Below are 15,727 nucleotides of genomic sequence, written 5' to 3'. Positions count from 1 at the left end.
ATGTTACATGAGTTCTTTCGTTCTCGATTTTCAGGAAATAGAAAACACGCAGCTTTTGCTCGTCGGTGGAAAAGGTTTGAATTTAGGGGAGTTAACAAACATTCAAGGTATACAAGTACCCGAAGGTTTTTGTGTTACAACGGTAGGATATGAAAAGGCTATCGAGCAAAATGAAGAGTTTCAAACTTTGTTGCAGCAGCTAACAAAGTTGAAAATGGAAGAGCGTGCTCAAATTGGTGAAATGAGTAAGAAGATTAGAGAAGTCATTATGGCAGTAGAAATCCCTACTGATGTAGTGGAAGCAGTAGCTCATTATCTCTCGCGTTTTGGAAATGAACATGCGTATGCCGTGCGTTCGAGTGCTACGGCTGAAGATTTACCGTATGCTTCATTTGCAGGTCAACAAGATACGTATTTAAATATTATCGGAGAAGAAGCGATTTTACAGCATATTAAAAAGTGCTGGGCTTCTTTATTTACAGATCGAGCGGTTATATACCGAATGCAAAACGGTTTTGATCATAATCAAGTTTCTATATGTGTTGTCATTCAAAAAATGGTTTTCCCTGTGGCTTCAGGGATTTTATTTACTGCGGATCCGATTACTTCGAATAGGAAGGTGTTGTCAATCGATGCCAGCTTTGGACTTGGCGAAGCGCTAGTATCTGGATTGGTTTCTGCAGATAATTATAAGGTAAAAGAAGACGAAATCGTCGAAAAGGTCATCGCAACGAAAAAATTAGCCATCTATGGACGAAAAGAAGGCGGAACAGAGAGAAAGAAAATTGCTCCTAATAAGCAAAAAGTTCAAACACTTACTGAACAACAGATTTTACAACTAGCACGCATCGGAAGACAAATCGAAGCTTATTTTGGTTGTCCGCAAGATATTGAATGGTGCTTAGTTGATGATACAATTTATATAGTCCAAAGCAGACCGATTACGACTTTATATCCAATTCCAGAAGTAAATGATGGGGAAAATCACGTGTATATATCAGTTGGTCACCAACAAATGATGACCGATGCGATGAAAGCATTAGGTTTATCTTTTTTCTTGTTAACGACTAGTGCCCCTATGCGTAAAGCGGGAGGCAGGTTATTTGTCGATGCTACGCAACAATTAGCTTTACCTGCTAGCAGAGATTACTTAATAAACACTTTAGGAAAATCGGATCCACTCGTAAGAGATGCATTAACGACTATAGTTGAGCGAGATAATTTTATTAAATTATTACCAGATGATGAAAAAGAAAAGAGTGTTGGTAAAGGTGTGCCACCTGCAAGCGCGCAACCAGAAATCGAAAATGATCCAGCAATCGTTACGGAATTAATAAAGAATAGTGAAGCATCACTTGAAGAGTTAAAACAAAATATGCAACTGAAATCAGGAGTGGACGTACTTGATTTTATTTTGGAAGATATTCAGCAATTAAAGAAAGTATTGTTTAACCCACAAAGTATCGCTGTCATTATGGCTGGTATGAATGCTTCAACATGGATAAATGAAAAGATGGAGCAATGGTTAGGTGAAAAAAATGCAGCAGACACGCTTTCTCAATCCGTACAAAATAATATTACATCTGAAATGGGTTTAGCATTAATGGATGTCGCTGATGTGATTCGGCCGTACAAAGAAGTTATTACGTATTTACAACATGTAGAAGATGATAGCTTTTTAAATGAACTAGTTCAGTTTAAAGGTGGAGAAGAAGCTCGAGATGCTATTCTAACTTTTCTAAATAAATACGGAATGAGATGTAGCGGAGAAATAGATATTACGAAAACGCGCTGGAGTGAAAAGCCAACTACAATTATCCCGATGATTTTAAATAATATAAGAGATTTTGAATATGGTGCGAGTAAGCGGAAATTTGAAGAAGGACTGCAAGAAGCTTTGAAAAAAGAAGAAGAGTTAGTAGATCGATTACAGCACTTATCGGGTGGAAAACAAAAAGTAGAAGAAACGAAGCGAATGATTCGTAATATCCGTAATTTTATCGGCTATCGTGAATATCCAAAATACGGTATGATTAATCGTTATTTCATATATAAGCAAGCGTTACTGAAAGAAGCTGAGCAACTTGTGCAGAGCGGTGTCATTCATGAAGTTGATGATATATACTATTTAACTTTTGAAGAGCTTCACGAAGTTGTTCGCACGAATAAACTAAATTATGAGCTTATTCATAAACAAAAAAATGATTATAAATTATACGAAAAACTAACGCCTCCTCGTATAATGACGTCCGATGGAGAAATCATTACAGGTAAATATAAACGAGAAAACCTCCCAGCTGACGCGATTGTAGGTCTGCCTGTTTCGTCTGGAGTAGTTGAGGGGAGAGCTCGCGTTATTTTAAACATGGAAGAAGCGAATTTAGAAGAGGGTGATATATTAGTTACAGCTTTTACTGATCCGGGCTGGACACCATTGTTTGTGTCTATAAAAGGGTTAGTCACTGAAGTTGGCGGACTTATGACCCACGGAGCAGTAATTGCACGTGAATATGGATTACCGGCAGTTGTTGGAGTAGAGAATGCTACGAAATTAATAAAAGACGGACAACGAATTCGGGTACATGGAACAGAAGGGTATATTGAAGTGTTGTAATGAAATAAAAGAACATCCGCTATTATAGTGGATGTTCTTTTATTATATAGCTGACTTATTTCTTTAAGCCAGCCGCATAAAAAGGTCCATGAACTGCGATTGTTGATAAAAAGTGAGCAATCTCCTCAGGTGTTTCTTTTTGTCCATTATTTAACCATTGCTGGATGACACCTATATGTGCAGATGCCATATAAGAAGTTAAGTATTCGCTTGGAACAAGTAAATTCTCTTTATTAATGAGAGGACCATTCGTATCTTCAAATAATGTTTTCCACATAAAGTCTTTCAGTTTTGTTTGGAAAGATAAATCTCCTTTCGGACTTAGTACAGCTTTCATAAAATCACTATTTTCATTTAGAAATTCAAGAATAGAAGTGATAAGTATAAATGGCATTGTTGGAGAAGGATTTGATCCAAGGTCAGCAATAACTTCAGGGAATTTCTGTTTTGCAATGTTAGAAAACTCGTACATAATGTCTTCTTGGCATTTTGTCATTAAATCAAATTTATCTTGATAATGCGTATAGAAAGTACCGCGATTAATGTTTGCTTTCGTTGTAATATCTTTCACTGTAATGGCGTCAAAACCTTTTTCTTCAATTAGCTCCACCAATGCATTTCGTATAGCAGTTTTCGTACGAACAACACGTAAATCTAAATTACTATCGCGCAAAGCATGTCCCTCCTTAATTTTACACAACACATTTAGAAAATGTGTCTTATAACCAACACATTCACGATTTTTGATTATTGTATAAGGTTCAACTTGAACATATAATTCAAAATAATAATAAACAACACGTTGTTTATTATTATAAATCAAATTAAAGGAGGAGAAAAGAAAATGTTTAAAAATAAACTTTTATTGTTATCACCAGTTCTTGCACTACTTGTTGTTTTTATTTTTTCATTAACATTATTTCCAACTGTTCAACCGCAGCCGAAAAACTTGCCAATTGCAATTGTAAATGAGGATCAAGGTGTAGAAATTCCAAATCAATCGAAAATGAATATGGGGCAAACAATTGTTGATACGGTGAAAAAATCATCGAAATCAGATGAAGAACCTGCGGTAAAGTGGGTAGAAGTGAAGAATAAGGAAGCAGTTCAAAAAGGTTTAAATAACCAAGAGTATTATGCAGCGTTAGTCATTCCGAAAGACTTTAGCACAAAACAAGCATCATTACGAACGCCACAGCCATCTTCTCCAGAGATAGAAATATTTATAAATCAAGGAATGAATACAGCAGCATCAACTATGGCTGGGCAAATGTTAAATGTAATCGTTGATAATATGAACAATACTGTTCGCGCGCAAGTATTAGAAGGATATAAGGAAAAAGGAGGTACATTAACAACAGATCAAGCTGCGAAATTAGTAACACCTATTGTAAAGAACGTGAAAAATATGAATGAGGTCGGCAAAAATAGTGCGAACGGTAACTCACCAATATCATTGTTCCAGCCGTTATGGATTGCAAGTTTAGCTAGTGCAGCGATTATTTTTATTGCGATTAGTAAAATGCCAGTAAGCTCAAGAAAAGAAAACTTTCTGTTAAAAGTAAACCAAATCGTAACAGGAGCTATTGCGACACTTGTAATTGGATTTGGTCTTACATGGATTGCGGATGGGATGGTAGGGTTAAATATTTCGAACTTCACGGATACAGCTCTATTCTTATCCATTACTTCTTTTAGTTTCTTCTTAATGATATTTGCGGTACTTTCATTGGTTGGGCTAAAAGGAATCGGTTTATTCGCTTTATTACTATTCTTCGGGGCGCCGTTACTATCATTAGCACCTGAGATGTTGTCTCCGTTTTATCAAGACTGGGTTTACTCATGGTTACCAATGAAATTTATGATTGAAGGCCTAAGAGAAATCTTCTTCTTCGGAAAAGGGTTAAGTTGGAATACTCCTGTTACTGTACTCGTTTGGATTGGTATAGTAAGTATGGTTACTATATTAGCAACTGCATTCAAACGTAGTGTAGTAAAAGGGCATAAAACAGAATTGAACGCTTAAAAAAAAGCCGTTTCACTAATTAGTGAAACGGCTTTTTTTGATGAAATCTATAAGCTGAAGAATGAATATTTGCTGATAATAAAGTTTGTTAATTTTTCTGGCTTTTCCTCAATGTAAACACCTAATTGTTGAAAAGTGTTATGTTTAGAATTAAGTCGGGATCTCTAAAGGTCACGTACATTCCAGACAATCTCACCACGTTCGTCATCCCACGTACTGTGATGACGCTTAAATCCTATCTTTTCTAGTACCCGGAGGGAAGCGATATTCCAAGCACCTACAGTCGACCAAAGTCTTTGGCGCCCAGTAGCAATCGCCGCGTCCAGTACAACAGATGCCGCCTCAGTCGCATAACCTTTACCATGAGCGTTGCGGAACAACTCGTATGCAATCTCCGGCTCTTCAAGTGTGGAACGACCGATAATCAAGCCGCAGTATCCGATGAAATCGCCTTCGTCTCTTCTTCGAATAGTGAGAAGGGAAATGCCATTTTCATCTGCTTTCTTACGCATCTCAATAAGCCGGTTACGAACGGAGTCGAGGGTCGGCATGTCCACACCACGTTCGCCAATTAATTTCCTCATCCAAACTGAATCGGATTCCTCCCACATACTCAGGTCAAGTCGTTCGGTTTTTAGCTGGAACTCCATAGTTTTAAATAAAGATGGCATAGTGGAACCTCCTAATTATGTCACTTAACTCATAATAGCTTCGCACCGCATCATGTTGAACTAATCGTTGATTCGCGAATTTATTTTCCTAACTCCCGCGAGAGTTTATAGCAACAGTATACAATAGTATTATTTTATGCATAAGCAATTCCTTTGCAAAATAGACCCTTTTCTCAAACTTTTCTTTCATTCTAAAGCCGTCCCGTTAAATACACAGGCTCCTACTATTTCTAAATGCATAAAATGTTAAGCGAAAGTATGGGGGGATACGATGTATAATTCAAATTATTATGATTGGTATAGGCAAAATGATAAGTTGATAAGTGATATTGAAAAAGCTATAAATGGAGAGTATAGCGCCATAAGCTGCTATGCAAAATTAGCGAATATGGCTCCAAATCAAGTAGAACAAAAACAAATTCTTGAAATTCGTAATGATGAAATAAAGCATTTCCACAACTTTGTACAAATTTATACGAACTTAACTGGTAGGCAGCCGAAACCACAAATTACTGAAGACTGCCCAAATACGTATTTACAAGGATTAGAGTTCGCTATACAAGATGAACAAAAAACAGTAGATTTTTATTTGGAAATTTCAGATGAGACATCAGATGCACATTTGAAAGAGTTGTTACGGAGAATAGCTGCAGATGAACAAAACCATGCGGTATGGTTTTTATATTACTTCGTGAAGTCGAAGTGAGCATTAAGAATGAACGAATGATGTGGTGCATATATTAAAAATTATTTTAAAACGCAGTGCAACAATTGAATGAAATATTTAAATGTAAGCAAAAGGAAACCGTTTCGCTAGTAGTGGAGCGGTTTTTTATGATGTACATATGTATCGACAAAATATAGTAATTACATTTCATATATAATGTATGAAAATGAATAAGTTAGGAGCAAGCATATGAAAAGAGGGATTACAGTAGATATTCTAGATGGATATGATAATTTACTTTGGAAAGTATTAAAGTCAATTGATATTACTGTATTTGATTGGCAAGTCATGGGAAGGGAGGAAGCTTATATAATAATAGGGAATGAATTAGGTCCAGAATTATTTTCAGAAGATAACGAGATCATGGAAGGATCAGAATTAAAAAAGCTAATAAAAGATAACATATATTATCTTTTATTTTTAGATCTAAAAGCATGTCTAAAAGGAGAGGTACTAGGAGAAATTGCAACATTTGAAGAATTTAAGGAGAGTAAGTGTGAAGTAGTCGTATTAGTAGCGGATGGTGAGTATATGCAAATTTATGCGAAAAACCAAGAAGAGATTGAAATGATGTATGAAAACGCAGTGAATCAAGGATTTTATGTAGAATATATTACAGATGAAAATGATGGAAGGACTCGTTTGTCAGTATGGTAGCAATTTGAAAGGGGAAAGGCAATATGGAGAGCAATATACGTAAAGAATATGCAATTCGAATTGCTACTGAAAATGAAAGTGATAGTATTATCCTTTTATTAAAAGAAGTAGCACAATGGCTACAATATAAAGAAGTGGATCAGTGGCAGTATCTTTTAGGAGAGGAAGCTACGGCTGAAATACTAGAATGTATAAGAGAGAAATATACATATGTTGTTCTGAAAGAAGATGAAATAGTTGGTACGGTTACAGTTTCTCCTAAACAAAATGAATGGGATGAACATATTTTTGGTAAAGAGGAAGTTTCTAATTCATTATATATTCATAGATTTGCGGTGAAACGGAAGTATAAGGGGAACGGAATTGGAGAATGGATTTTACAGTGGATAGAAGAGAATGTACAACATGACAAAGAGTATTTGAAGTTAGATTGCGTGGGGCATAATCGTACGTTGAATGATTTTTATAAGAAAAATAATTTTGAATATGTTGGAAGTACGGATGGGCTTAGTAAGTTTCAAAAGAAAAGGAGAATGTGAATGCATCCAATTAACGTAAGTTTAGTTGAAAAGTTAATACAGGAACAGTTTCCCGAATGGGCCCATTTAGAAGTGAAACCTGTAAAGTTTAGTGGGCATGATAATAGGACGTTTCACTTAGGGGATGAGATGAGTGTAAGATTGCCAAGTGATGCGGCATATGCACCGCAAGTAGAGAAAGAAAATAGTTGGCTTCCTATATTAAGTAAGAGACTTTCTTTACCAATTTCTACACCAATTGCGAAAGGAAATCCGTCTGAAGCGTATCCATTGCCTTGGTCTATTAATAAGTGGATAGAGGGAGAAACAGTTACGAAACAAAATGTTCGTGATTTAAATGAATTTGCGGCGGACTTAGGATCCTTTTTAGTAGAATTGCAATCTATTAATGCGAGTAACGGCCCTTTAGCTGGAGCACATAATTTTTACAGGGGCGGACTTATATCGGTATATGATAAAGAGGCGAGAGGTGCGATCGAAAATAATAAGGACGTTTTTGATGAAATCGTATTAAAGCATCTTTGGGATTTAGCACTTCAGTCAACGTGGGAGCGTAAACCAGTTTGGGTTCATGGGGATGTTGCACCTGGAAACTTACTCGTTAAGGACGGAAAGCTTTGTGCTGTAATTGATTTTGGTATTTTAGGTGTAGGAGATCCTGCTTGTGATGCGGCGATGGCATGGACTTTTTTTGATAAGAATAGCAGAAACGTATTTAAAGAAGTATTGCGCATAGATGAAGAAACGTGGAATAGAGCAAGAGGATGGGCACTTTGGAAGGCGTTAATTACATATGATACGAATAGGGATAGTAATGAAAAAGTAGCAGAAGAATCGTATCGTATCATTCAAGTGATTGTGGATGATTATGAGAGGTAATAGAAAAGCCTATTTTAAAATAGGCTTTTTCATATGATTAAATAGTAGAAATGGAAAGAAGGAATGTAACATAATTATACAGAATATTTAGATAATAGGAGGTGTCGAATTTTGAGTGAAATTGAATTAAAGAGTAATGTAATTAAGACAGGGAGAGAGAAGGGAATTATTCTTCGGTTTATACTTGCTAGTCTTGTTGGGGTGTTTATGTTTTTCGTTCCTGTTACGATAAACGGTGCATCGTCTATTATGATTGATCATATCGTATCGTGGATTAGGGCTTCGGTTCCAGGCATAGTACCTTATTATGCATTATTTGTTATGGCAATTGGTGCGATTTATCCATTTTATACGAAGAAATGGAATGCATCTATCGTAGACATTTGTTTTTCTATTTTAAAAGTAGTTGGCGTTGTTTTTGGCATATTATATTGTTTAAAAGTAGGACCAGCTTGGTTCTTTGCGCCAGATGTTGGACCGTTTTTGTATGAGAAGCTAGTCATATCAGTAAGTTTGCTCGTTCCAATTGGCTCGGCGTTTTTAGCGTTATTAGTCGGATATGGATTGCTTGAATTTATCGGTACATTTTGTCGGCCAATTATGAGGCCATTATGGAATACGCCGGGGAGATCGGCAATCGACGCAGTTGCGTCCTTCGTTGGAAGTTATTCGCTTGCTCTCCTTATTACGAATCGCGTGTATAAAGAAGGAAAGTATACGACAAAAGAAGCGGCGATTATCGCTACAGGATTTTCTACAGTATCCGCTACATTTATGATCATCATCGCAAAAACATTAGATATTATGCATTTATGGAATGTTTATTTTTGGACTACACTTGTTGTAACATTCATCGTGACTGCTATCACCGTAAGAATCCCGCCCCTCAGTAGAAAACCAGATACATATGTAACAGAAGAAGGGTTCCCAGAGCCTGTTTATAAAGAGAAAATGTTAGAACGTGCTTGGGAAGATGCGTTAGAAGTATCAAAGTCTGCACCGAGCATTATGAAAAATATTGCAGTGAATTTAAAAGATGGATTTATTATGACGATGGGAATTTTACCATCTATTATGTCAGTAGGATTAATTGGTATCGTCTTAGCGAAGTTTACGCCAATATTTGATTGGATCAGTTATATTTTCTATCCGTTTACATGGCTATTACAATTACCAGAAGCAGACTTAGCCGCTAAAGCCGCATCAGTTGGTATTGCAGAAATGTTTTTACCGTCATTATTAGTAGTAAGTGCACCAATTGTGACAAAGTTTGTTATTGCAGTTGTTTCCGTATCATCTATTTTGTTTTTCTCCGCTTCCATTCCTTGTATATTATCAACAGATATTCCATTAAAAGTATCTGAACTTATTATTTTATATGTGCAGAGAACGATTTTAACGTTACTTATTATTACGCCGATTGCTTATTTATTGCTTTAAAGTTTTAATAAGATAAAGTTATAAAAAAGAAGCCGTCTGTAAAAAGAGGGCTTCTTTTGTTTAAAAGCGGGATATTCTTATTTATTTTTCGTATATGACGTAACGCTTCTTAAGAAGATTCCTAGTCCCGCAAAAAAGAACCCTAAGCATAATAAGCTGCCTGGCGTTCCCCAAGTAATTTGATCTAGCATTTTTTATCCCCTCCCGTTTATCATTATATAGAATTTATTGGAAATTATCAAAAAATTATTTTTTTAAGGGTTACTGATGGGTCTTCCTACCTTATACGAGAAGAATATATTTGAAAAGAATTCTTTTCGTTATATTTTTTTATTCTTATAATACGTTTTTGATTCTTATGATATAGTAACAGCAAAGGGGGTTTAAAAATGGAAATTATTCACGAAAGAGCAAAGTTGCGGTTAATGGATAATACTGATGTCGAAACTTTGTTTTCGATTGTAGAAGGAAATCGGGATATTTGGGCGTATTTAATCTCTAAAATGGATAGTGTGCAAGATATGCAACAATACGTTCAAAAAGCGATAAAGGGCTACGGAAGAGGTAATCAAATACCTTTCGTAACCGTAGATCAACAGTCGAATAAGATTGTAGGAAGTACACGTTTATATAATATTTCAGTAGAAGATAAGACAGTTGAGTTAGGGCAAACGTGGTATCATCCGAGTGTACAACGTACGAGTATAAATACAGAGTGTAAGTATATGCTTCTCCAGTATGCTTTTGAAAAACTGCATATGCTGAGAGTGCAAATTAAGACGGATGCAAGAAATGAAAAAGCACAACGAGCAATTGAAAGATTAGGCGCAGTAAAAGAAGGTGTGCTTAGAAATGAAAGAAAATTACCGAATGGTTATGTGAGAGATGCGGTGGTGTACAGTATTATCTCGAGTGAATGGCCAGGCGTAAAAGAACAATTGTTAGAAAAATTAGAGTTATATAAAGAAAAGTTATAATTCGTGTTTTGAAAGGTATATTGTTCGTGAGACATGAAAAATATACCTTTTTTCTTACAAAATGCTACTTTATTTTAATTCCTTTTGTTTCATCGTTCCCTTCTGAGAAAAAATTCGTTACAATGTAGTTGTATGGTAATAAACTTATGAATTTAAAAAATGTAATGAAAACCGCAAATGAAAATGAATTGATAATCCTCAATTTTAAATGAAAACCCTTTTATACATAAATAACAAGTAAAGTTCCTTCTTTTAAATAAACTCAAACAAAACGATTTGATATAAATGTTTTTTATAGAAGTATGGATGATGTACGGAGGCAATTACAAATGAAAGAAAATAAGAAGAGTAAGAAAAGACGAATCTTTCAAGTATTTTTACTAATGATTTGTTCTGCTATTTTATATGTAAGTTATGCAGCTTACGATATTTGGAGTTATCGTTTTAAAGCAAATGATGACGTGAAAACGGATGCTGGTATCGTACTAGGAGCAGCTTCGTGGAACGGAAAACCATCTCCTGTATTTAAAGAAAGAATTAATCATGCGATTTCTTTATATAAGAACGGAAATATTAAAAAGATTATTTTTACAGGTGGTACAAAGTTCGAGGCAGAACTTGAGGAAGCACGTACTGCAAGAGTATATGCAATGAAACAAGGTGTAAAAGAGGAAGATATTTTAATTGAAACTAAATCCCTTTTCACTGAAGAAAATTTAAAAAATGCGAAGCAAGTTGGAATAGAGAACGGAATACGCACATACACGATTGTAAGTGATCCACTTCATATGAAACGCGCAATGAGAATTGCAAAACATATTAATATTGAAGCGTATGCTTCACCAACGCCGACATCAGCATATAAAACGTTAGACACAGAAATTCCATTCTTCTTTAAAGAATTATTCTCGTATATTGGATATGTAACCTCTTTGCCATTAAAGGCATTGAAGGGAGATTAACATAAGAAAAGAACCTATCCTTAAATAGGAACTTTTCTTATTAGTCAAAAACATTGTATTTTTATCGGAATAGTGAAACAATAGAGAGGTAGCTTCATATAATCATAATGAAAAAGTGAGCGGTTGATGAATCGAACATAAAGGAGATTATAGTATGGCACTCTCATTTGTTGAAACAGAAGAACAATCTTTCATTATTGCACAAATAAATAAATTGATTCCGAAGTTCATGGAAAGGGAGCATCAGCTAAGTGAATTGGGATCATTTCCGTATGAAAATATAAATGATTTGAAAGATATCGGATATACGAAATTAACGTTACCGAAGGAATTTGGTGGTAGTGCGATTTCTTTATATGACTTTGTTTTATTTCAAGAGAAAATCGCGGAAGGCTGCGGAGCTACTGCATTATCGATTGGCTGGCATCTTGGCATTGTGAAAGAGCTAGCGGAAAATCGCTCTTGGAATGATGAGATGTTCAAATGGTTTTGCGAAGAAGTACGTAATGGTGCGCTCTTTAACAGGGCAGCAACAGAACCGAAAACAGGGAGTCCGACGCGTGGCGGCAAACCAGAAACAATAGCGGTTCAACAAGGCGAGAAGTGGGTTATAAATGGAAGAAAAACTTTTACAACGATGGCGCCAGTACTTGATTATTTTATTATTTCAGCAAGTATGGAAGGCCAAGAAGAAGTTGGTGAGTTTGTTATTCCAAGAAATACACTCGGTGTATCTATTGAAGAAACGTGGGATAGCGTTGCAATGCGAGGGACTGCTAGCCACGACCTTGTCTTACAAAATGTAGAGATAGACAACCGCTTTTTTACGGATGTAAAAGGCGGGAAAGTGAAACAAAAGGGTATTGGCTGGTTGCTACATATACCAGCATGTTATTTAGGAATTGCACAATCAGCAAGAAATTATGCAGTTCAGTTTGCGGGATCATACAAACCAAATAGTTTAAACCATTCTATTAGTTTATTACCGAATGTTAGAAGATTAGTTGGAGAATTAGAACTCGAGCTTATGCAAGCTCGCGTCTTTTTATATCAAATTGCGAAAAAATACGATGAGGCAGAAGATAAACTATCACTGCAAGCAGAATTAGCAGCCGTGAAATATGCTGTAACAAATGCGGCGATATCCATAGTGGATAAATCAATGCGCATCGTAGGAGCAAAAAGTCTATCAGAAAAAAATCTGCTCCATCGTTACTATTTAAATGTCAGAGCAGGACTGCATAATCCGCCGATGGATGATGCAACACTATCTATGCTTGCGGATGCGGCGTTTCGGTCATAGTTTTTAAAGCATGGGTTTGATTACTAATCAAACCCATGCTTTTTATATGTATGAAGCACTTGGTTGAGATGTAGGTTTTTAATATAAATGATTATCATGGTTTTGTGATTGTTTCTTGTTGAAAAATTCTTATTGTAATGCCAGTTTGGAGGCTGTATAAACATTTTTCGTATTTAATCCCAAATTAATGGTCTTTCTAAGTTTACCGTTCGTAAATATTGTAAAAATTGACCTGCATGGACCGCATCATGATAGGCAATTCGTAATAGCATATCGCCTAAATATCGTTGATAGCCAACATCGCTTCTATCAATAAGTCTTGAATCTAGCTCGGCTATGCTTATCGATTGAACATATTCTATGAAGTCAGTAAAGTATGATTGTGCCAATTCAATTTCTTTTTTTACACAAGTAATCGGCTCGTCATCATACGGGATACGTATGTCGTTTATTGAACCGTTGTTTTTTATAATCATATGGTAGTAAAAAGTTGAACTCCATACATGACGAATCATCTCACCAAAAGACATAGCCTCAGGATCAGGCTTCCAATTAAGAAAATTGTTAGGAAGAGAATTCCATAATTTTTCTGAGCGCCTTCTCGTTTCTTTCAAATTTAATATACTAAGATCAATTGCATTCATAATACATTCTCCTTTACTATTAAACTTAAAATAATTGTATCAATTTAATAGTTAGGGTATCATCGAAATATGAATGTATATCCGAATATCTCATATATAGCTAAACTAATTGCTGAACCTACAAGAGCAATCATATTAGATTGTCTAATGAATAATCAGGCACTACCTGCTAGTGAATTGGCTTATATGGCAAAAGTGTCACATCCAACAATTAGTTCGCATCTTTCTAAATTAGTAGAAGGGAATTTACTTACAGTTGAACAACATGGTAGACATCGTTACTATCGACTTGCTAATCAAGAAGTTGCAGAAGTGCTTGAAAAGTTAGGGACAATTGCACCAACAGTTCAAGTTCGCTCTTTAAAACAATCAAGCCAACTAAAACAAATTCGTTATGCTCGAACTTGTTATGATCATCTTGCAGGCAAACTCGGTGTAGAGATAACTGAAAAATTACTAGATAGGCAATTTATAATTTTAGAGGATGGAGAATACATTGTAACGGAACAAGGTAAGCAATGGTTTCTGAATTTTGGAATAAATGTTGATGAGGCAGATACAAAAAGGAGGGTATTTGCAAAACCTTGCCTTGATTGGAGTGAACGACGCTACCATATTGCCGGTTGGTTAGGATCTGCAATAGCAAAACTATTTTTTGAACAGGAATGGATTACAAAAACGGATAAGAACCGAGCTGTCCATCTTACAAAGAAAGGTGTAAAGTTATTGGAAGATCAATTAGGCATTGATATGAAAACTGAGGAAAGAAAAGCTTGAAATTAGAAAAGTCCGTCAAAATGACGGGTTTTTTCATTATGGTAGGAGTGTACATGAATAATAGGATGTTACCAATAATTGTTGCCAATAAAAAAATCTTTCTTTTCATTCTTCTTTTTTAAGTTTTAAAGGAGAAAGCTAGGCTTCTTATTTTTACTAATGTTATAATAAGAAAAAAGCACGAAAAGAGGTCATCTCATGCTAGAGGTTATTGCAACATGTTTAGAAGATGTAAAACGAATTGAAAGCGCTGGCGGGAAGCGGATTGAATTAATTTCATCTTATACAGAAGGTGGTTTAACACCGAGTTATGCTTTTATAAAAAAAGCGGTAGAAGCGGTAAGTATACCAATTCATGTTATGATTCGTCCGCATGCGAAGTCTTTTACATATACGGAAGAAGAAATTGAAATGATGAAAGAAGATATTATAGTTGCACAGAAGTTAGGAGCAGCTGGTGTAGTATTAGGCGTATTAAATGAACGAAATGAAGTGGATGAAGAGAAATTAGCGGACTTACTATCTGTTGTAGATGGAATAAATGTAACGTACCACCGTGCGATAGATGATATAGAAAATCCAGTAGAAGCGATGAGAACTTTAAAGAAGTTTCATAAAGTGACTCACGTTTTAACTTCAGGTGGACAAGGAAATATAGTAGAGAATATTCCGGTGCTTACAGAAATGCAAAAGGTAAGCGATGGTCAAATTCAGCTTGTAGCTGGAGCTGGCGTGACGAAAGAAAATATAAAGCGATTGCTAGATGAAACTGGAATCACGCAGGCGCATGTCGGTACAGCGGTAAGAGAAGGAAAATCATGTTTTTCTGAAATAGATCCTAATTTAGTACAAGAATTAGTTGAAATAATAAAATAAGTGCTTAAGAAAGAGGAGAAACGATGAAGGAAAATACGAAGAAAGAATTATTCTCTTGGGCTAAAACGATAGGTTTTACCCTTGTATTAATTGCTATTATTCGCGGTGTTTTATTTACACCTTCTTTAGTGCAAGGTGAATCAATGATGCCCACTTTAAAAAATAACGAACGAGTTCTCGTGAATAAGATTGGTTATAGTATAAGTGGATTAGATCGCTTTGATATTATCGTCTTCCACGGAAAAGAAGGATACGATTTAGTAAAACGAGTAATTGGTTTGCCAGGCGATACAGTTGAGTATAAAAATGATGTTTTATATGTAAACGGAAAAGCGATGGAAGAACCATATTTAAAAAAGTTTAAAGAAAAAGCAGTAGGTCGTGTATTAACTCCAGACTTTACGTTAGAACAAATCACTGGGAAAACGAAAGTGCCAGAAGGCCAAGTATTTGTTTTAGGGGATAATCGTGAAGTTTCTAAGGATGGTCGCATGTTTGGCTTTATTTCAGAAGATGAAATTGTCGGAAAAGGACAAGCTGTTTTCTGGCCGTTGGAACAAGTAAGAGCGTTATAAAGTGTGGTGAAGTATGGTGAAGTATGGGAGAGATATTCTTCCATACTTTTTTATTTGCTT

General features: G+C 35.6%; 16 protein-coding genes. 13 read left to right on the top strand and 3 right to left on the bottom strand.

Annotated features, from left to right (window positions below; translation table 11 throughout):
* Positions 1-7 precede the first annotated feature (7 nt).
* The gene (gene ppsA / locus HMPREF2590_RS01705; RefSeq protein WP_050821950.1) at positions 8-2,614 is read left to right on the top strand and encodes a phosphoenolpyruvate synthase; all 2,607 of its coding nucleotides are present in this window, start codon (positions 8-10) and stop codon (positions 2,612-2,614) included.
* Positions 2,615-2,669: 55 nt separating this feature from the next.
* On the opposite strand, the gene HMPREF2590_RS01700 is transcribed toward ppsA, so the two are convergent.
* Entirely contained in the window at positions 2,670-3,287 is a 618-nt protein-coding gene (locus HMPREF2590_RS01700) for a TetR/AcrR family transcriptional regulator (RefSeq protein WP_001205698.1), read from the bottom strand.
* Between the two features lie 171 nt (positions 3,288-3,458).
* Between HMPREF2590_RS01700 and HMPREF2590_RS01695 the strand changes: the two genes are divergently transcribed.
* Entirely contained in the window at positions 3,459-4,640 is a 1,182-nt protein-coding gene (locus HMPREF2590_RS01695) for a YhgE/Pip domain-containing protein (protein WP_000475878.1), read from the top strand.
* A 164-nt stretch (positions 4,641-4,804) separates the two neighbouring features.
* Here HMPREF2590_RS01695 and HMPREF2590_RS01690 read toward each other — a convergent pair whose 3' ends face one another.
* Entirely contained in the window at positions 4,805-5,311 is a 507-nt protein-coding gene (locus tag HMPREF2590_RS01690) for a GNAT family N-acetyltransferase (RefSeq protein ID WP_050821949.1), read from the bottom strand.
* A gap of 271 nt (positions 5,312-5,582) precedes the next feature.
* Between HMPREF2590_RS01690 and HMPREF2590_RS01685 the strand changes: the two genes are divergently transcribed.
* From HMPREF2590_RS01685 to HMPREF2590_RS01650, 8 genes are all read left to right on the top strand, one after another.
* Positions 5,583-6,017 carry a ferritin-like domain-containing protein gene (locus HMPREF2590_RS01685; protein ID WP_000282830.1) on the top strand — a complete coding sequence of 145 codons (435 nt, stop codon included), beginning with the start codon at positions 5,583-5,585 and terminating at the stop codon, positions 6,015-6,017.
* A gap of 210 nt (positions 6,018-6,227) precedes the next feature.
* Positions 6,228-6,695 (top strand): DUF2691 family protein, encoded by a 468-nt coding sequence (locus tag HMPREF2590_RS01680; RefSeq protein WP_000820204.1) that lies wholly within the window; start codon positions 6,228-6,230, stop codon positions 6,693-6,695.
* A 23-nt stretch (positions 6,696-6,718) separates the two neighbouring features.
* On the top strand, positions 6,719-7,234 hold the full coding sequence (locus HMPREF2590_RS01675) for a GNAT family N-acetyltransferase (RefSeq protein ID WP_050821948.1): 516 nt from the start codon (positions 6,719-6,721) through the stop codon (positions 7,232-7,234).
* A complete protein-coding gene (locus tag HMPREF2590_RS01670; protein ID WP_000553364.1) occupies positions 7,235-8,113 on the top strand; it encodes an aminoglycoside phosphotransferase family protein in 879 nt (292 codons plus the stop codon). It begins immediately after the preceding gene.
* Positions 8,114-8,224: 111 nt separating this feature from the next.
* Entirely contained in the window at positions 8,225-9,553 is a 1,329-nt protein-coding gene (locus HMPREF2590_RS01665) for a YjiH family protein (RefSeq protein ID WP_001289414.1), read from the top strand.
* A gap of 389 nt (positions 9,554-9,942) precedes the next feature.
* The gene (locus tag HMPREF2590_RS01660) at positions 9,943-10,530 is read left to right on the top strand and encodes a GNAT family N-acetyltransferase (protein ID WP_000402584.1); all 588 of its coding nucleotides are present in this window, start codon (positions 9,943-9,945) and stop codon (positions 10,528-10,530) included.
* Between the two features lie 329 nt (positions 10,531-10,859).
* On the top strand, positions 10,860-11,492 hold the full coding sequence (locus HMPREF2590_RS01655) for a YdcF family protein (RefSeq protein ID WP_000662216.1): 633 nt from the start codon (positions 10,860-10,862) through the stop codon (positions 11,490-11,492).
* A 154-nt stretch (positions 11,493-11,646) separates the two neighbouring features.
* Complete coding sequence (locus HMPREF2590_RS01650; protein WP_001218339.1) at positions 11,647-12,795, top strand: acyl-CoA dehydrogenase family protein; 1,149 nt, start codon at positions 11,647-11,649, stop codon at positions 12,793-12,795.
* Positions 12,796-12,968: 173 nt separating this feature from the next.
* Here the strand turns inward: HMPREF2590_RS01650 and HMPREF2590_RS01645 are convergent, their stop codons facing one another.
* Entirely contained in the window at positions 12,969-13,439 is a 471-nt protein-coding gene (locus HMPREF2590_RS01645) for a DinB family protein (RefSeq protein ID WP_000991284.1), read from the bottom strand.
* Positions 13,440-13,508: 69 nt separating this feature from the next.
* Between HMPREF2590_RS01645 and HMPREF2590_RS01640 the strand changes: the two genes are divergently transcribed.
* The 3 genes from HMPREF2590_RS01640 (at position 13,509) to lepB (ending at position 15,667) form a co-directional block, all read left to right on the top strand.
* Positions 13,509-14,216 carry an ArsR/SmtB family transcription factor gene (locus tag HMPREF2590_RS01640; RefSeq protein ID WP_001103809.1) on the top strand — a complete coding sequence of 236 codons (708 nt, stop codon included), beginning with the start codon at positions 13,509-13,511 and terminating at the stop codon, positions 14,214-14,216.
* A 198-nt stretch (positions 14,217-14,414) separates the two neighbouring features.
* The gene (locus HMPREF2590_RS01635) at positions 14,415-15,092 is read left to right on the top strand and encodes a copper homeostasis protein CutC (RefSeq protein ID WP_000895111.1); all 678 of its coding nucleotides are present in this window, start codon (positions 14,415-14,417) and stop codon (positions 15,090-15,092) included.
* 23 nt (positions 15,093-15,115) lie between these two features.
* Positions 15,116-15,667, top strand: coding sequence for a signal peptidase I (gene lepB / locus HMPREF2590_RS01630; RefSeq protein ID WP_000662498.1), 552 nt, complete (start codon positions 15,116-15,118; stop codon positions 15,665-15,667).
* Positions 15,668-15,727 lie beyond the last annotated feature (60 nt).

This window comes from Bacillus sp. HMSC036E02, assembly GCF_001836235.1.
In the GTDB taxonomy this organism is placed as follows: domain Bacteria; phylum Bacillota; class Bacilli; order Bacillales; family Bacillaceae_G; genus Bacillus_A; species Bacillus_A cereus.
Note: the sequence above shows the minus strand (reverse complement) of the source record. Positions and strands in the feature narration are given on the sequence as shown.